This is a genomic window from Kitasatospora sp. NPDC001159, from assembly GCF_053598235.1.
The window spans coordinates 1-16993 of the sequence record NZ_JBSFJV010000129.1 but is presented as its reverse complement, the minus strand read 5'-3'; the positions used below and the strand labels follow the sequence as shown (position 1 = coordinate 16993).

The following is a 16993-nucleotide window of genomic DNA, read 5'->3' as shown; positions in this document are numbered from 1 at the left end:
GTGCGCAACATCCGCCTGGTCGACGGCGTCGACGGCCACGACATCGACTGCCGCATCGAGGGCTTCGGCGCGATGCAGCTCAAGTCCAGCGTGGTCAAGAAGGCCTGAATCCCCGCCCTCCGGCCCCACGCGACCGCGGAAACCCCTCACGTGCCGCGCGCCCACCACTTCCGCAGCACGTCCTCCGCCGGCTTCCCGTGGGGCGTGTACGCGAGCTTCTTCGCGGTCGCCCCGCCGTCGGGCCAGTCGTCCCACATCCACCAGCAGACGCCGACCCACCAGGGCTTGCCGTCGAAGAGGCGGATGATGGTGCGCAGGGTGTCGTCGCCGCCGGACGACGAGCATCCGGCGCCGACGAAGAGGACGACCAAGGCGGACCAGGCGGCGGCCATCCTCTTCATCGGGTTCATTGCTGATAGCTCCTCACCTGGACGGTTATTCAAAATCCCTCAAGGTCAGACGGGCGGCATCAGATCGCTCTCGCTGATGGTGTACGTCAGCAGGGGGTAGGTGAAGTCCGTTTCATTGTTCTCACGGCGCCGTAGTCGGTAGAACTCGCGCCTCTGCTCATCGTCGGCCGACATGAGGCGCGCGCCCTGCGGGAGGTATACATGTCCGTCGCGAAACCGAACGAAGGTCTTTGACGTTCGAAAGGTTACGCCCAACCATTGGTTGTCCGCCGTCCGAATGGGCACATCCAGTACGATTTTATGCCTGAGGCGCCGATTCGAATCGGCAGAAAAAGCGACGATACTGTTGTGCGCGAGGGGGATCTCGAACTTCTCGCCAGCGGACCCCTTTGATTCGAAGATCAGCTTCCTCGACGGACCCGCTTCGGGATGTTGGTAGCAGGAGAAGACGGCGATAAACGACTCGTCGGCCAGATCGAGGGCTTGGTCGGAATGGCTGCCCATGGTTGTGTAAGCGTTCGTGTAGCTCTCGATGAGAGCGTTGTTGAAGCCGACCGAAAGCGCCGCACGCTCTTGAATCTGTTGCGCCAGCCGTTCGTGCACAGCCTGGAAACGCTGCATCGGGCTGCCGTACCGCGTGGTAGTGCGCACGAGAGGCACACCACCCGCCTCGTCGATCCTGGTGAGCGTGGCACCTCGCCGGCCTTTTCCTACGTCTTCCAGACGAGCCGACGCGGACAGCTCAGCAAAGATATTCTCCTCGATTGGCAAAGTGCACGAGAGGATCTCATCCGAGATCCTAAACCCGGGGGGCAATGTAGTCTCCCGCGTTCATACTGAAGAGAAATTCGTCGCCGTAATCAATGAAGGACGAGGTCCTGTTCTCCTCGGCGTACAGCCTGCGCAGCTCGGTCATGCCGGCCGGCGTGGATGGCCCCAGCTTGACCAAATCTCCGGCTACTTTGAGGAACGTGTGGCCGTTCTTGTGAACGGCTTCGGTGCTCGAACAGCGCACCACGTATCCCAGGCGGGTCGGGAGCAACTCGGCGTCCAATGTTGAGGGCCGGATCTCGTGCGTGTACAGGCGGTTGGTGGACAGCGGCATGAAGAAGACGGAGCCGGGATAGAGGGTCAGCGTGAACTGCGGGGGGAGCGCGACCCCGTCGCTTTTGGTCGGCTCCTTGAGGCGAAAGTGGAGTTTGGTCAGCCCGCTGGCCCCCTTCACGCCATAGTCGAAGGCGTCTTCGGCCAGGGGCTGCAGCTCGTCGAGCCGGTCATAGAAGGTACAGAAGGCCATGATGCCATTGGCGGGCATGTCCTTGGTCTTGTCGGCATGGGCCGAGATCTTGGCCTTGGCCTGCTTGCGCTCGGCCGTGGCAACGGTGTTGTGGTAGATCTGAGCGAGGACGTGATTCAGCGGTGCCTGGTTCCGGAAGACGGCGGCGGCCTCGCGGTTCAGAGCCTCGACGACGCGCGTGTCGGTCGGGCGGAAGCCCTCGGTCGGCCCCGAGAGATTCGTGGAGCACCGGAGCAGCCGGAAATGCAGTTCGTCACCGTTTCGTGTGACGGGCGTCAGATAGATTCCACTGCGATGGGCTGTTCCAGGTTTGGTGGACTCCGTCAGGGACTGGAACGCGTGCTCCGCACGGATCCGTCCGAAGTGATCGGCGTCGAGTCCGAAAAAGCGGCGGTAGTACACGCCGACGCCGTGTACGCGGATGGGAATCCGGCCGAGGTCGACGAGGGTCCAAGGTTTGTCGACGTCCTCGTGGTAACCCTGCGACAGCTCCCGGATAACGAACACCCGGGCAGCCGCATGCAGTTGGCGGCCGCTGATCCCGGATATATCGCCACACAGGTAGACGGTCTTCTGCGCGAGGTTGGGCGAACCAGAAGCAAGGTCCTCTGGCGTGATTGTGGACCCGAAGAAATCCCTGATCAAGTCATTATCTTGCAACACCGAAGGCGCAACCAAGATGTTGCTCGAATCCTCGATGCAGGCTTCTGTTGGCTCTGTTGTGTACATCAAACGGTACCTGCCATTCGCAGATCTTGGTGGATTGCTCAAAACCGTTGACATGGCAACGGTCCGCACCCTTTCGCTCGCGTTGCGAAGCGTAAACGAAAGGAGTCGGACCGTTGAACCTTGATGCTCTCACGGGGCTCGACAGCGGGCAACGGGTTCTGCTGTACGGGCGGTGTGCGGAACTGCTCGGCGAGGTCGTGAGGCCGGGCGGGCGGCCCGCGGCGATCGGGCTGTCGAACTCGTCCCGATTGAACGCCTGCCCAAGACCGAACTACCCGTCAGGACTTCGGCGCGGACGCCGAGTGCTGGTCCGATGCGCACCCGCACTGGCACGATGGCCCGATGCGCATACTGATCATGGGTGGCACCAGGTTCGTCGGATTCCACTTCGCCCGGGCGGCACTCGCCGCCGGACACGACGTCACGGTGCTGCACCGGGGCAGGTCCGGTGCCCACCTGCTCCCCGACGCCACGCACCTGATCGCCGACCGCGACGCGGACCTGTCCCTGCTGCGCGACGGCAGCTGGGACGCCACCGTCGACGTCAGCGCGTACTTCCCCCGCCAGATCCGACACTTGGCCGACGCGCTCGGCCCCGGCGCCGCCGGACGCTACCTCCTGATCTCGTCCATGGCCGTGTACGACACCCCCGGCGCCCCGGGGTTCACCGAGGACTCCCCGCTGCTGCCCGCCGACGGCCCGGAGCCCGATGCGGTCACCGCCGCCAGCTACGGCCCGCTCAAGGTCCGGTGCGAGCGGGCGGCACGGGAGGCCTTCGGCCCGGACACGCTGCTGGTGCGCCCGACGTACGTGATCGGCCCCCAGGACTACACCCACCGCTTCGACTACTGGGTACGGCGCCTCGCCCGGGGCGGCGAGGTACTGGCCCCCGGCCGGCCCGACACGCCGGTGCAGGTCGTCGACGCCCGCGACCTCGCCGCCTGGATGCTCGCCCTGCTGGAACAGGGCGCATCCGGCGCCTACCACGCCGCCACTCCTCCGCCGTTCACCATGGGCGACCTGCTCGGCGCCGTCGCCTCCGCGGTCGCCCCGGCCGGGACCACGCTCACCTGGGTGGACGACGACTTCCTCCGGGCAGCCGACGTCCCGGACCGCGCACTGCCGCTGTGGACCACCAACCCGCTGATCCGCGCCACCGGCACCGCCGACCCCACCGCCGCCCTCGCCACCGGGCTCAAGCTCCGCCCGGTGGCCGACACCGCCCGCGACATCGCGCCGTTCGAGCCGCTGCCGGAGACCCTGACGCCCAGCCAGGAGGCCGACCTCCTCACCGCCTGGAGGCAGCGCTGAGTCCTGCGACACCTGCGGCGACGGACCCTGCGGGGCCGATGCGGCACCGTGCCCGGGCCCGGAGGGTGACCTCCGGGCCCGTGTGAAGGCCGTGGAGAAGGGCCGTCGGTACGGGCCGCCTCGCGTCCTAACCGGTGACGGCCACCGTCGTGGTCCGGCCGGGGGCGACGGTGACCGTGGCGAGGGTGTAGGTCGTGCCGTCGATGGTGACGGTGCGGGTCGGCCGGGGCGTCCCGTCCACGGTGATTCCGGTGTGGCTGCCGGGGAAGCGGGCCTCCCAGGTCAACGCGGTGTCACCGGTGTTGGTGAGGGTGCTGCCGGTCTGCCCGTCGTGCCGGAGGGTCACCGTGCCGTTCCCGATCGGGATGCCCGCGACCTGGAGCCAGCCGATGCCGGCCGGGAGCTGCGAGGCGGTGGTCAGGGCCTCCGCAGCGGCGTCTGGTTCGACGCCGAGCAGGCCCTGGACGGTCTGGCTCAGCAGGGTGAACGGGAGCTCGGGGTAGTCGCCGTTGAGCATCCGGCCGCTGGCGTGAGGCTGGTCGACACCTTGGTAGACGTGCTGCATCCACTTCCAGGCGGTGGCGCCGTCGTGGTTGGCGAAGTAGGTGTCGGGCAGGTAGGTGTAGCCCTCGGCGTTGACGGAGGCCTGCGGACCGGAGTCCTGGGCGTCGATGAACTTCAGGTAGGAGTCGAGGCGCGGGCCGGGGTCGAGGAGCTTCTTCGTCGGCATCAGCACGCTGGTCTCGTAGCCCCAGCCACCGACCGGGCGGCCCTGGGTGTCGTAGCCGTGGACGACGTCGGCGGGGTGCTTCGGGTCGACGCTCCAGGTGGTGTTGACGTAGCTCTTCAGGCCGGCGGCGGCCCGCTCGTACGCGGCCGAGCCGGCGCTGTCGCCACGGGCTGCGGCCAACGTCGCCGCGGAGAGGTAGGCCTGGTACTGGGCGGCGAGGGCGTCGCCGGCCTCGGCGTAGGTGGTGGCGGCGTTCTCCGCGTAACTGGCGGTGCCGGCGAAGATGCTGCTGCTCATCGCCTGGGGGATCGGGATGCCGTGGTTGTCGATCGGCCCGGGGTGCTGGGTGATGAAGGTGTCGAGGGTGGTGCGGACATACTCCGTCAGGAGGGGGTCCTCGGCGTAGTCGTGGTCACCGGTCCAGCGGTAGGCCTCGCCGGCCTTCTGGACCAGCTCGAAGGGGGCGGGCAGTTCCCGGACGAAGCTGTTCGGGCCGTGGTAGTCGATGGCGGCGTAGGTCCTGGCGTCCAGGTTGAGGGCCCACACCGGGTAGTGGCCGTTGAGATCGGTGGCGGAGGCGGCGAAGCCGCGCAGCATGGTCTTGTTCTGGGCGTCGAGTCCGAGCAGGTGGGCGCCGACCATCTGGTGGGCGAAGTCGCGGCTGTAGAACGCGGAGCGGAACGGGTAGCCGGCCCAGTACGTGGTGTCGTAAGTGCCGGTGGAGGTGCCGCCGGTGTTGTTCTCGTCCATGTTCAGCACGCCGGTGGCGCCTGCCTGTTGGACCCAGCTGTTGGCCTTGGTCTTGGCCCAGTCGAACATGGCGACCAGGTCGGCGTTGGAGGAGCTGATCTGCGGGTCGTTCGGGGCCGAGGGGGCGACCGAGGCGTCGTCCACGTTGACCCACCCCGACGGGGAGGAGTCGACGACGAGGGTGACCAGGTCACCTGCGGCAACCTTCACCCGGGGGAGGGTGTACTTGGCGTAGGTGGGCTGCCCGGGCAGGGTCAGCGACCGCAGGACGGTGCCGTTGACGCTGACCGAGAAGGTGCCGCCGGCCGCGCCGGTGGCGATCCAGGCGGACAGGTCGTAGGTGCCCGCGGTGACGGCGGTCACCTGTTGGCCGACCCGGTAGCCGGTGCCGGCGTCGAGGTAGGCGAGCCGACCGCCGGAGTGCGGGTTGTTGGTGGCCACGCCGGTGTGCTCGGTGAACGTCCAACCGGAGGCGCCGTTCTCGAAGCCGGGGTTGCTGAGGACCAGCGGCTCCGTACGGGTCAGCGTCCAGCGTTGGTCGGCGGAGGCCTCGCAGGCACGGGCCTGGACGGGAAGGTCCGTCGCGCCGCGCGGGACGGTGAGGCACTGCCCGTTGTCGACGACGGCGAGGGTGTAACCGCCGCCGGGTGCCGGCGAGATGGTGAACCGTTCGTTGTCGGGGACGCTTCCGCAGTCCTCGGTGACGGCGGTGCGGACGCGCTGGTGGCCGCTGCCGCCCACGACCAGGCAGCGCCGGGTCGCCGAGTTGATCAGGACGTAGGCGGCCGGGGACCCGGTGTTGACCCGCAGCAGCCGCCAGCGTTGGCTCAACAGCCCCTGGCAGGCCGCCCGGACGACCGGGGTCCCGGCCGCGGCCTGCGCGAACCTCGTCCCCAGGCACCCGCCGTCCGCCCCGGCCCCGAGGACGAAACTTGCGCCGTTCACCGGGGCGTCGTCCGCCGCCCGGGCCGGGCTCGCGACGACGGCCTGGGCGGTGAGGACGGTCAGGGCCGCGAGGACGGCGAGGCCCGACGGCAGGGCACGGGCGGAGGACATGGGGCTCCTTGACGGTGCGGCGGGGGTGGGATGCGGTGCGGTTTGAACGTTCAAAGCCGCAGGTCGAAAAGGTCCGGACGCGAACCTCGACCCACGGGTCTTGACCCATGTGATCGGTGACATGTGTCATTTCACATGCCGCTTCCAATGCCGTCAACGGGAAGCGCACGGGCGGCTGTCTCTTCCCCGCTTCTCGACCGAGAGTCAGGACCAACCTGTGCCCACAGCACGCTCCCGCCCCGGCGGACCACTCCGGAAACTCCTGCTCGGCGCCCTCGCCCTCGGCCTCGCCGCAGTCGGCACCGCCGGCCCGGCCCACGCCCAAGACCGGCCGGAGATCCCGGCCCAGCCTCCGACGTCGTCCACGACCCCGAAGGACCCGCACCCCGCGGCCGAGGGCTGGCGGCAGATCAACGGCACCTGGGTACAGGTCGGCGCCATCCGACCGCATGTCATGCCCAACGCCGACACCTTCGCCCAGCGGCAGGCCGCGAAGGCCCGCACCGCCGCCGCGTCCCCGCGCAACAACTACAACCTGCAGATGACCTACCGGGGAGGCCAGGACTCCATCGGAGTCACCACCGGCCAGCCGAAGGTCTACCTGATCTACTGGGGCAGCCAGTGGGGCAACCCCGGCACCGACCCCGCCACCGGCAACGTCACGCTCTCCGGCGACCCGGACGGCGCCGCGCCCTACCAGCAGGACTTCTTCAAGGGCCTGGGCAGCGGCACCGACACCTGGTCCCGCGTGATGACCCAGTACTGCGAGGGCATCACCCCCGGCTCGTCCTACTGCCCGCCCGAGGCCAACCACGTCGGCATGCCGGTGGCCGGCCAGACCCTCGCCGGCGTCTGGGTGGACAACGCGAAGCCCGCGCCGAAGGCCGCCACCGAGCCGGAGATCGCGGCCGAAGTCTCCGCCGCCGCCAAGCACTTCGGCAACACCGACCCGAACCGGAACCGGGACGTGCAGTACGTCATCAACACCGGCCAGGGCCTGGACTCCGACAAGTGGAAGGAACTCGGCTACTGCGCCTGGCACACCTTCATGCGCAGCTCGGCCGGCACCCTCGCCTACACCCTGATGCCGTACCTGACCGACGTGCCCGCCTGCGGCACCAACTGGATCAATACCGGAGCGCGCGGCCGACTCGACGGCTACGGCATCATCGGCGGCCACGAGTACGCCGAGACCATCACCGACCAGACCGCCTCCGGCGCCTGGACGGACGCGACCGGCCAGGAGAACGCCGACAAGTGCTCCTGGATCCCGGTCGGCGCCAACGGTGGGATGTTCAACCTGACCCTCTCCACCGGCGTCTTCCCGGTGCAGACGACCTGGTCCAACTACGACCACCTGTGCACGGGCGACGACCCGGTCTTCGGGAACGCGCCGCTCCAGGTCACCCAGCCGTGCGAGCAGACCGTCGAGAGCGGTAAGCCCGTCGACATCCCGGTGCTCGCCTCCGACCGCGCCGGGCGTCCGATCGCGTACAGCGCCAAGGGCCTGCCCGCCGGCCTGCGGATCGACCCGGCGACCGGTCACATCACGGGCACGACGCACGCGACCGGCTGGAAGACGATCACCGTGACCGGCCGGGACGACCGGGGCAACACCCAGAGCCAGACCTTCAAGGCCGGGTTCTTCCACGGCCCGCAGACCGGCTGCGCCCCGATCGAGCAGCTCAACGACCCGGGCTTCGAGAACGGCACCGCCGACCACGGCGTCTGGAACCCGTCCGGCTACAACGTCATCACGCCCTCCACCGCGCACCAGGCGCACAGCGGCTCGACATACGCATGGCTCGGGCAGAACGCCGCGAACGACGACTCCGTCACCCAGTGGGTGGAGACCACCCCCGGGTACACCAAGGAGCACCTCTCCTTCTGGCTGAACATCACCGGCAGCGCCCAGGGGGCCTCCGCACCGGGGGGTTCGGCGGTGGACACGCTCTCGCTGGAGCTCTACGACCAGTGGAGCGGCAACTACCTGGCGACCGTGAAGACCTGGACCAACCTGGACGCGACCAACGGCTACCGGCCGCAGTCCTTCGACCTGACTCCGTACGTGGCAGCCGAGTTCGGCTCGACGGTGGGCATCAAGCTCGTCACGCACTCGACGAGCGGGAAGACCGCGTTCCTGGTCGACGACGCGTCGGTGAAGCTGTCCTGAGCGGCACGTTCCCGGGTCCCGTCCACGAGGGCGGGCCCCGGGAGCGGTTCCAGCCCCGCACGGGCCCCCGTGTGGGCAGGCCCCGCACATCACCAGGCCGCGGCTCGGCGCCCGGTCACGTGTGGGCTTCGATGAAGCCGGTCAGGCTGTCCACGTACTCGGCCGGGTGCGTCGCGTGGGGAATGTGACCCGCTCCGCCCAGCGTCCTGACCTGCGCCCGGGGCAACGCCTGCGCGATCCGGGAGACGATCACGGCGAACCAGGGCGGGCTCTCCGTTCCCTCGGTGAGCAGCGCGGGCCCGGTGTAGCCGGACAGGCGGGTGAGGTCGAGCAGCGACCAGCCCGGGTCCTGCTGTTCGTCGAGGAAGGTGGGGGCGTTGGCGAGGAGGGTCTCCCTGGCCTGGGGCGGGAGCCGGTCCCACATGCCCGGACCGAGGGCGACCTCCTCCACGAACTGGTGCGCGCCCTCGAAGGTCTCCCCCGCCCGCAGGTGCGCCAGCACCGACGCGATGCTCTCCTCGGCCTCCCGCATCACCGGCAGGAGGTCCGGTTCCGGAGGCACGATCCCCATCAGCGGGGGCTCGTGGGCGACGACGCTCCGGAACAGCTCGGGGCGCCGGGCAGCCAGGCCCAGCGCCGTCGACGCGCCGAAGGAGTTGCCCGCGACGTGTGCCGGCGCCAGGCGGAGGGCCTGCATGAGGGCCGCGAGATCGTCCTCGTCCTCCGCCCGGGAGCCCTGCCCCGGCGGGTGTTCGCTGCGGCTGTGCCCCCGCCGGTCGTAGACCAGGACGCGGTACTTCTCGGCGAGGGCCGGCAGGACCGGGGTCCAGTCGCTGTGGTCCCCCCAGGAGCCGTGGACCAGGACGAGCGGCTCGCCGTCCCCCACCAGTTCGTAGTGCAGGTCGACGCCGTTCACCCGGGCCTGCGCCATGGTCCCTCTCCTCACCTGCGCAATGACGGTTTCCCGTCCATTCAGTCACCGCACCGCGGTACCGGCAACCAGGCCACCACTTCCCCGGCGGGAAGGCGCAGCTCGTCGCCGAGGCCGCGGAACGCAACGGCTGCGAGGTCCGCGCCCGCCTCGCCGCGCTCCCGGCGGAAAGCACGGCCTTCACCGCGGAACGGCGACCGCTCGCCCCCACCCCCGTCGGGGGCGAGCGGTGTCCGGCCGACCGACTACTGTGGGCTCAGAGGCCCAGGAGTTCGGCGAAGGTGCCGCCGAGGACGCGGTCGCGCAGCTCGCCGGGAGAGGTGACGCGCTCGACGAAGGCGCGGGTCAGGACCGGGTCACCGTAGGGGGCGTCCGAGCCGAAGACCGTACGGTCGGGCACCTCCTGGATCGCCAGGCGGACCGCGAACACGACGTTCGCCGTCGACAGTTCCAGGTACAGGTTCGGGGTCTCCTTGGCCAGTTCGACGGCCGTCAGCCAGTTGAGACCGCCGAGCTGGCTGATCACGACCGGGACGCTCGGATGGCGGCGGGCGAGCTCGGCCAGCGTCGCCAGGTCGCCGGCGGTGGTCGGCGCGAACCCGTGCACCACGACCGGCAGTCCGCCGTGGTCGGCGGAGGCCCGCAGGACCGGCTCGACCAGGCTGGCACCGTCCGGCGGCGGCGTCAGCTCGCCGATGCCCCTGAAGCCCCGGGCGACCACGTCCCGCTCCACCTCCGCGGCGATCCGCTCGGCCGGCACGTCGAGCCGCACCTTGCCGAACCCGATGAACCGGTCCGGGTGCGCCGCGCAGGCCGCCTCCAGCTCCCGCAGCGCCGCCGCGTGCGCGTCGGCACCGGCGGACTGCCCGCTGATCGTCGCGTGCAGCACGCTCATCTCCCGCTTGAACGAGGCCAGATCGGTGGCCCGCTCCGGATGCGGCCGGGTGCCGAAGAGCACCGCACGGTCGACGCCCGCCTCATCGAGCAGCGCGAGGTGGTCGCGCAGCGGGTCGTGAACGTGGCTGTGAGCGTCGATGATCAACGGTTTCTCCTGGTCAGTACCGGTCCCTCGGGGCGACCTCCGGTCGCCGTGCCCTAGTCTTCAGCCCTGACACCGTGACAAGGTCAAGCCGAACGGGGAGAGAACGACCATGCGGATCGGGCAACTGGCCAGACTCACCGGCACCAGCGAGCGTCTGATCCGGTACTACGAATCGACCGGCCTGCTGACCTCCACTCGCCTCCCCAACGGCTACCGCGACTACGAGCCGTCCGCCGAGCAGACCGTCCGCCAGATCCGCGCCCTACTGGCGGCGGGCCTGCCCACCCGGCTGATCAGTCAGGTGCTGCCCTGCGGCCAGCCGGACGGCCCGCTCATCGCCTGCCCGGGGGTGCTCACCAAGCTGCGTACCCAGCTCGCCGAACTCGACCGCCGCGCCGACGAGTTGGACCAGGCCCGGCAGACCCTGCGCCGGGCCATCGCCGCGACCGAGGCGGCGGGCCTGCCCCCGGCGGCCTGAGCCCCCGGCAGCACCGAAGCCGTCGCGCCACGGCGAACCGGCGCGCTGCCGGAGATCCACGCCTCAGCCCGTCGGGCTCGCCGCCTGCCGGTCGGGCGCGCCGACCGGGAGCCGAGCCTGGTTGACGCGGGCCTGCTGGGCGAGGAGGTCGACGAAGGCCACGGTGAGGGGGTCGGGGCGGGTGCGGGTGTAGGCGGTGAGGATGCGGCGGATCGGGGGGTCCGGGCGGAGCAGGACGCCGTCGAAGTGGGGCGGGACGATGTCGGCCGGTACCAGCGCCGGGCCGAGCCCGGCCCCGGCGAGCAGGGGTGCGGCGGAGGTCTGTTCGGCGCGCACCGCCGCCCGGGGGTGGAAGCCCACCTGGGCGCAGACGTGGTCGAGCAGATCGGCGAGGCCGTTGTCAGGGGCGTAGTGGACCCAGGCGCGGTCGGCGAGGTCGGTGAGCGCGACCGAGGCGGTGGGCCGGTCGGCCAACGGGTCGTCGGCAGGCAGGACGATCGTGAACTCCTCGACGCCGAGTTCGCGGATCGGCCCCTCCCATCCGGCCGGCCCGGGACCGATGCCGACGTCGGCGCGGCCTGCGGTCATCGCGTCCTGGAGCCGGTCCGCGTGCGCGTACTCGCGCAGCCGGATCGGTACGCCGGGGTGCAGACGGCGCCAGGACCGCAGGACCGGCGGCAGGATGCCGAGGCTGACCGAGTAGACGACGGCGACCTCCAACTCCCCCTCCTCCAGGCCGACCGCGCGCCTGGCCACCGAGGTCAGGCGCTCGGCCTCGGCCAGCGCGGCGCGGGCGTGCGGCAGCACCGCCCGGCCGGTCGGGGTGAGCCGAACCGAGCGCGGCAGGCGTTCCAGCAGCGGGCCGCCCAGCGTGCTCTCCAACGCCCGGATCTGGTGGGAGAGCGCCGGCTGGGTGACGTGCAGTTGCTCGGCGGCGCGGGTGAAGGAGCCGGTGTCGACCACGGTGACGAGGTATTCGAGCTGCCTGAGCGTCGGGGTTGCTGCCATGAGCGGATTTTATCAGTGAGGTAGAAAACAAGCCTTGGACTCATGACGGGCGCCCGGGAGAGGGTAGTGGTGCGGCCGCCGCGGGAAGCAGCGGGCGGCCGATCCCCCGATGACTCGAAGGAGTACTCCCATGTCCGATGGCACGCCTCTGCGGGGAAAGCGACTCGTGGTGGTCGGCGCGGGTTCGCGCACCGGCCGGGCCCTCGCCCGGGCCGCTTCGGCGGCCGGTGCCGCGGTCGTACTGGCCGGCCCGGATCCGCGCAAGCTGGAGTGGACGGCCGGCGAGCTGTCCGGGCCCTCCGAGGTGATCACGCTCGACCTCGCCGACGAGCGCTCGATCGCCGACTCCGCCAGGCTGGTCGGCCGCTTCGACCACCTGGTCTCGACCGCCGCGATGCCGGCCAACGGCCCGCTGCAGGATCTCGAACTCGCCGATGTGCAGCGGGCGTTCTCCGCGAAGGTGATCGGTCCGCTGCTGCTCGCCAAGCACCTGGCCGGACAGGTCGCCGAGGGCGGCTCGTTCACCTTCTTCTCCGGTGTGGCCGCCTGGCGCCCGGCCCCCGCACGCACGGTCATGGCCACCACCAACGGCGCGCTGGCCTTCCTCGTGCAGGCGCTGGCGGTGGAGATCGCCCCGGTCCGGGTCAACGCCGTCTCCCCCGGCATCGTCGACACCGGATCCTGGGACGGCCTGGGCTCCGACAAGGAGGCGTTCCTGCGCGGGGTCGCCGAGCGCAACCCGGCCCGCCGCGTCGGCAGCCCGGAGGACCTGGTCAAGGCCGTGTTCTACGCCATCGACAACCCGTACGTGACCGGCACCGTGCTGCACGTCGACGGCGGCGGCCGACTCGCCTGACCTCCCGCCCACCGGATCCGACGGGACGTCCCATCCACCCACCCGGCCGCGCTCGATGCCCGGAGCGTGGCCGACCGATTCGAGGAGCCACTCCCATGCGTTCGCGCACCCTGATCCGTACCGCCGCAGCCGTCGCGACGGTGGCGGGCCTGGCGGCCGGCACCGCCGCGGCCGCCCCGGCCCGCGAGGACGGCCACCGCCCGCCCCCGCACGCCTGGCCGCAGCGCCTGATCGACCGCTCGCCCGACCTGGTCCAGCCGAAGACGCTCACCGCGGACCGCTCGATCGGCGAGCGGCGCGCGGCCCAGGAGGTCCACCTGGCACAGCAGTTGTACACGTTCTGGAACACCGGGCAGCAGCGGTACCTGGACGCGGCGATCGACCCGCGGTTCAAGGACAACACGCTGCCGGCCGGCCGCCCGCAGGGCCCCGCCGGCCCGGTCCTCGCCTCGAGGAACTTCCGCGCCGCCGTACCGGACCTGTCCTGCGAGCTGTCCGACGTGCTGGTCACCGGCGACCGGATCACCGCCCGGCTGGTCTTCCGCGGCCACTTCACCGGAACCTTCAACGGCGTCCGGGGCAAGGGCCAGAACGTCGAGTTCAACGCCATCGACATCCAGCACGTCGGCACCGACAGGATCATCGAGGACTGGCACATCGAGGACAACGAGACGCTGCTGGCCCAGCTGGGCAGCCGGGGCTGACCGCAGGACGGGGGCGCGTCGCCGAGCGAGCGCTTGCTCGGCGACGCGCCCCCGTCCGTCCGTCAGCTGTGCTTCCAGGTCACCGAGAAGGCGCTGCCCCCGCTCAGCCCGGAGGTGGTGGCCTTGGTGGTGCCGCCGGAGGCCATGGTGATGCTGTCCGGGTTGAAGCTGCCCAGGCTCTGGCCGTTGACGGTGGCACCGCTGAACGACACCGAGCCGAAGTTCGAGAGCGGAAGCACCCCGGAGGAGCTGGAGGGGGCCTCGGCGATCACCTCGGCGGAGGCGAGGGAGGCGCTCCTGAGGGACTTGTTGACGGTGCGGCTCCAGCCGGCCGTGGTGTCGGAGAGGGTGAGGGTGAAGGAGCCACTGCCGTTGGTGGTGACACTCGCGGCGAAGTGGTCACCCGGCCGCACGGTGTTGCTGAAGTTGGACGGGTACTGCGGGTACATCTCGTACCAGGCCGAGTACACCGGGGAACCGTTCGAACAGTCGGCCTCGGTGCCGGTCTGCTCGACCGTACTGCTGCCGTCGCCGTCGAGGCCGACCCAGAAGCTGGACCAGGTGTTGCCGCCGGAGCAGGAGACGGCGGGCTGTACCCAGCTGGCGCTGACGCTGGCGAACCGGCCGCCGGTGGCGGCGTAGCCGGCCCAGTTGCCGCTGGTGCTGTGCAGGAGGCCGCCGCCGTGATGGGCCAGCGGAGCCTGGACGAGGGTTGGGGTGCTGGCGGCGACGGCCGGTACGGCGGCGCCCAGGACGCTCAACAGGGCAGCGGACACGGCGAGGGTGCGTCGACGGGCTACGGACATGGCTACTCCCTTGTGGGGGCGTGGAGTTGGCCGAGCGTCGACAAAGGTAGACCCACCGCGCGAGAGCGGTGGGTCACGGGGCGCTAACGAAGCTGTGCTCTGCGTGTGGTGGTGCGGCATCCGAGGGACGGCTCAGCCGTCGCCCGGGATGGGAACTCTGACGCACCTGCTTCCCGAAGTCCTCACCCTCGACGAACGGGGCTTCCCCGTCCAGCACGGAACGGACATCACCGGCGACCTGCGTCGCCACGTCCGCCGCGTGATCCGTGCGTGCCCGCGCCCGGCCCTGCGGGCAGACCCCCGACAAGCGCCGTGCGAAGCCCCGGACGGCCCTCCCAGAGCGACAACCCGCACGCCCGCCACCGCTCGACCATGACATCCCGACAGGAGCAGTCAGCACGTTGACCCGCCACGACCGGGTCACACCCCACGCCGAGAGCCATGCCGCCGCCCGCGCCGGATGGCTGCGCGCCGCCGGCCTCGGCGCCAACGACGGCCTGGTCTCCGTCGCCAGCCTCATGGTCGGTCTGGCCGCGGGGCGAGCACCTCCACCGTCGTCACCGGCGGCCTCGCGGGCCTCTCCGCCGGTGCCATGGCGATGGCCGCCGGCGAGTACGCCTCCGTCGGCTCCCAGGTCGACGTCGAGACCGCCGACCGCGCCCGACCCCGCGCGTCGTCATCGGCGGCGGACTCGCCATGGCCGTCACCGCCGCCGTCGGCCAACTGGCCCACGTTTCAGGAGCCTGACCCGTTCACGGCGTGCCGACAGCCGTTCCGCGCGCGCCCGCTCCCCGCACGGCTCCGGCAGTGGCGCGGGCCGGCCGTTCCTCCGACAACGCGCCGGAACGTTCACCCCGTGCCGATCCGGCGGCCGCTGACCTCGCCGGGCCGGATGCGCACCCACAGCGGGCGGGCGCCGCCGGCCCACGGTGTGGTGCCCGGCAGCGCCGAGAGCCGCTGCTGCTCGTCCGGGTCGTCGATGTGGTGGGCCTCGCCGAGGATCAGGACGCTCCAGCCTCGGCTGCGGCGGTCGTCGATGTGGTCCACCTGGAACGAGGCGGGCGAACCCTCCACCGGAGCGGCGGCACCCCGGGGGGCGGTGCGGTAGACGATCGTCCTGGCGTCCACCGTGTAGTTCACCGGAAGCACCAAGGGCGCCGGCCCGACGGGCAGGCCGATCCGGCCGACGCCGTGGGTGCCGATCAGGTCCCAGCACTGCGGCTCGGCCAGGTGGAGCAGCAGCGGGCGCGGGGCGGCGTCGCTCTGCCCCGGCGGGGCGTCCGGGCGGTGGCCGGACAGCAGCTCCGCCCAGGTGGTGCCGAGGGCGGTGGCGATCCGGACGAAGGCCTCGGGGTCAAACTCCGGCCCGGCCTGCAGGAGTTGCCGCAGGTAGGCCGGTGCCATGTTCGCCCGGTAGGCCAGCATCCATTCGCTCAGACCGAGTTGGTCGCGGCGCTGGACGATCCGGCTGGCGATGGCGACGGGGTCGGGGCGTTCGGTCATGGCTGCGCTTCCTCTACGCACGCAGGTCACGTCCGGAAGAGCGCGACCTTGAGAGCTCCGGTGCCGGCCGCGTCGGCGAAGACGTCGTACGCGTCCTGCATCTCGTCGAGCCCGAAGCGGTGGGTGACCAGGCCCGCGACATCCAGTCTGCCGACGGCCAGCAGATCGAGCAGCAGCGGAGTGCTGTTCGTGTCAACCAGCCCGGTGGTGATGGTGATGTCGCGGATCCAGAGGTCCTCCAGGTGGAGCACCGCCGGCCTGCCGTGCACGCCCACGTTGGCGACCCGGCCACCGGGGCGCACCAGGCGGGTGCACAGTTCGAAGGACTCGGGCACGCCGACCGCCTCGATCGCGACGTCCACGCCGAGTCCGTCCCGGCTCAGCTCCCGGACGGCGTCCGGGGTGGCCTCGGCGACGGTCAGCGCCGTGTCGGCGCCGAAGCGTTCGGCGGCTTCGAGGCGGCTGCGGGCGAGGTCGACGGCGATGATGTGGGACGGGCTGTAGAGGCGGGCGGTGAGGATCGCGGCGAGTCCGATCGGCCCGGCGCCGACGATCGCGACGGTGTCGCCCGGGCCGACCCGGCCGTTGCGGACCCCGACCTCGTACGAGGTGGGCAGGATGTCGGCGAGCAGCAGGGCGTCCTCGTCGCCGACGTCCTCGGGCAGCTTGTGCAGGGAGGTGTCCGCGAAGGGGGTGCGGACGTACTCGGCCTGGCAGCCGTCGATCAGGTGGCCGAGGATCCAGCCGCCACCGCCGGTGCACTGGCCGTAGCTCGCGGTGCGGCAGTAGGCGCAGCGCCCGCAGGCGGAGATGCAGGAGACCAGCACGCGGTCACCGGCCGTGACCGTGCGCACGCCCGGTCCGGTGCGGGTGACGGTTCCGACGGCCTCGTGGCCGAGGACGCGGCCCTGTTCGACCTCGGGGACGTCGCCTTTGAGGATGTGCAGGTCGGTGCCGCAGATGGTCACCGCGTCCACCCGGACGACGGCGTCCTGCGGGTCGCGGACGACCGGGTCAGGGGCGTCGCCCCAGGTGCGGCGGCCGGGTCCGTGGTAGGTGAGCGCCCTCATGCCGCGATCACTCCTCCGGGACTGGCGGAGCCGGGTGGGTTCCACTCGCCCTTCCAGGCTCCGGTGCCGCCGCGCCCGCCGCCAGGGGGCCGGTGGGGTCTTCCCGCTGGGCCGGTGGGCCCCTCCGTGTCCGGCGCCC

General features: G+C 70.9%; 16 protein-coding genes and 1 pseudogene. 7 read left to right on the top strand and 10 right to left on the bottom strand.

Annotated features, from left to right (window positions below; all coding sequences use genetic code 11):
- A partial coding sequence (locus ACWC9T_RS36830) for a PhnA domain-containing protein (protein WP_449825401.1) occupies nucleotides 1–108 on the top strand: 108 nt, incomplete at its 5' end.
- Nucleotides 109–146: 38 nt separating this feature from the next.
- Here ACWC9T_RS36830 and ACWC9T_RS36825 read toward each other — a convergent pair.
- From ACWC9T_RS36825 to ACWC9T_RS36815, 3 genes are read right to left on the bottom strand one after another with little or no spacing between them, the layout of a single operon-like run.
- Nucleotides 147–410: a hypothetical protein gene (locus tag ACWC9T_RS36825; RefSeq protein WP_449825400.1), complete on the bottom strand. Its 264-nt coding sequence runs from the start codon at nucleotides 408–410 to the stop codon at nucleotides 147–149.
- Between the two features lie 45 nt (nucleotides 411–455).
- Nucleotides 456–1226: an alpha-ketoglutarate-dependent dioxygenase AlkB gene (locus ACWC9T_RS36820; protein WP_449825399.1), complete on the bottom strand. Its 771-nt coding sequence runs from the start codon at nucleotides 1224–1226 to the stop codon at nucleotides 456–458.
- Nucleotides 1210–2436 (bottom strand): hypothetical protein, encoded by a 1227-nt coding sequence (locus ACWC9T_RS36815; protein WP_449825398.1) that lies wholly within the window; start codon nucleotides 2434–2436, stop codon nucleotides 1210–1212. Before ACWC9T_RS36815 ends, ACWC9T_RS36820 begins: the two co-directional genes overlap by 17 nt.
- Before the next feature lie 342 nt (nucleotides 2437–2778).
- Between ACWC9T_RS36815 and ACWC9T_RS36810 the strand changes: the two genes are divergently transcribed.
- Nucleotides 2779–3747 (top strand): NAD-dependent epimerase/dehydratase family protein, encoded by a 969-nt coding sequence (locus tag ACWC9T_RS36810; protein WP_449825397.1) that lies wholly within the window; start codon nucleotides 2779–2781, stop codon nucleotides 3745–3747.
- A gap of 127 nt (nucleotides 3748–3874) precedes the next feature.
- On the opposite strand, the gene ACWC9T_RS36805 is transcribed toward ACWC9T_RS36810, so the two are convergent.
- Complete coding sequence (locus tag ACWC9T_RS36805) at nucleotides 3875–6283, bottom strand: RICIN domain-containing protein (protein WP_449825396.1); 2409 nt, start codon at nucleotides 6281–6283, stop codon at nucleotides 3875–3877.
- Nucleotides 6284–6500: 217 nt separating this feature from the next.
- Here ACWC9T_RS36805 and ACWC9T_RS36800 point away from each other — a divergent pair, with 217 nt between their 5' ends.
- The gene (locus ACWC9T_RS36800) at nucleotides 6501–8456 is read left to right on the top strand and encodes an Ig domain-containing protein (protein ID WP_449825395.1); all 1956 of its coding nucleotides are present in this window, start codon (nucleotides 6501–6503) and stop codon (nucleotides 8454–8456) included.
- 115 nt (nucleotides 8457–8571) lie between these two features.
- Here the strand turns inward: ACWC9T_RS36800 and ACWC9T_RS36795 are convergent, their stop codons facing one another.
- On the bottom strand, nucleotides 8572–9387 hold the full coding sequence (locus tag ACWC9T_RS36795; RefSeq protein WP_449825394.1) for an alpha/beta fold hydrolase: 816 nt from the start codon (nucleotides 9385–9387) through the stop codon (nucleotides 8572–8574).
- Between the two features lie 256 nt (nucleotides 9388–9643).
- A complete protein-coding gene (locus ACWC9T_RS36790; protein WP_449825393.1) occupies nucleotides 9644–10429 on the bottom strand; it encodes an amidohydrolase family protein in 786 nt (261 codons plus the stop codon).
- A gap of 109 nt (nucleotides 10430–10538) precedes the next feature.
- On the opposite strand from ACWC9T_RS36790, the gene ACWC9T_RS36785 reads away from it, so the two are divergent.
- Entirely contained in the window at nucleotides 10539–10907 is a 369-nt protein-coding gene (locus ACWC9T_RS36785; protein ID WP_449825392.1) for a MerR family transcriptional regulator, read from the top strand.
- A gap of 63 nt (nucleotides 10908–10970) precedes the next feature.
- Here the strand turns inward: ACWC9T_RS36785 and ACWC9T_RS36780 are convergent, their stop codons facing one another.
- Nucleotides 10971–11915 carry a LysR family transcriptional regulator gene (locus ACWC9T_RS36780; protein ID WP_449825391.1) on the bottom strand — a complete coding sequence of 315 codons (945 nt, stop codon included), beginning with the start codon at nucleotides 11913–11915 and terminating at the stop codon, nucleotides 10971–10973.
- Between the two features lie 130 nt (nucleotides 11916–12045).
- Here ACWC9T_RS36780 and ACWC9T_RS36775 point away from each other — a divergent pair, with 130 nt between their 5' ends.
- Together ACWC9T_RS36775 and ACWC9T_RS36770 are read left to right on the top strand one after the other, a co-directional pair.
- Entirely contained in the window at nucleotides 12046–12771 is a 726-nt protein-coding gene (locus ACWC9T_RS36775) for an SDR family oxidoreductase (RefSeq protein ID WP_449825390.1), read from the top strand.
- Between the two features lie 95 nt (nucleotides 12772–12866).
- The gene (locus tag ACWC9T_RS36770) at nucleotides 12867–13475 is read left to right on the top strand and encodes an ester cyclase (RefSeq protein WP_449825389.1); all 609 of its coding nucleotides are present in this window, start codon (nucleotides 12867–12869) and stop codon (nucleotides 13473–13475) included.
- 62 nt (nucleotides 13476–13537) lie between these two features.
- Here ACWC9T_RS36770 and ACWC9T_RS36765 read toward each other — a convergent pair whose 3' ends face one another.
- Complete coding sequence (locus ACWC9T_RS36765; protein WP_449825388.1) at nucleotides 13538–14281, bottom strand: G1 family glutamic endopeptidase; 744 nt, start codon at nucleotides 14279–14281, stop codon at nucleotides 13538–13540.
- 460 nt (nucleotides 14282–14741) lie between these two features.
- On the opposite strand from ACWC9T_RS36765, the pseudogene ACWC9T_RS36760 reads away from it, so the two are divergent.
- A pseudogene (locus ACWC9T_RS36760) lies at nucleotides 14742–14894 on the top strand (hypothetical protein); the annotation flags it as partial.
- A 236-nt stretch (nucleotides 14895–15130) separates the two neighbouring features.
- On the opposite strand, the gene ACWC9T_RS36755 reads toward ACWC9T_RS36760, so the two are convergent.
- Together ACWC9T_RS36755 and ACWC9T_RS36750 are read right to left on the bottom strand one after the other, a co-directional pair.
- The gene (locus tag ACWC9T_RS36755) at nucleotides 15131–15784 is read right to left on the bottom strand and encodes a helix-turn-helix domain-containing protein (RefSeq protein ID WP_449825387.1); all 654 of its coding nucleotides are present in this window, start codon (nucleotides 15782–15784) and stop codon (nucleotides 15131–15133) included.
- 26 nt (nucleotides 15785–15810) lie between these two features.
- On the bottom strand, nucleotides 15811–16854 hold the full coding sequence (locus ACWC9T_RS36750) for a zinc-dependent alcohol dehydrogenase family protein (protein ID WP_449825386.1): 1044 nt from the start codon (nucleotides 16852–16854) through the stop codon (nucleotides 15811–15813).
- Nucleotides 16855–16993 lie beyond the last annotated feature (139 nt).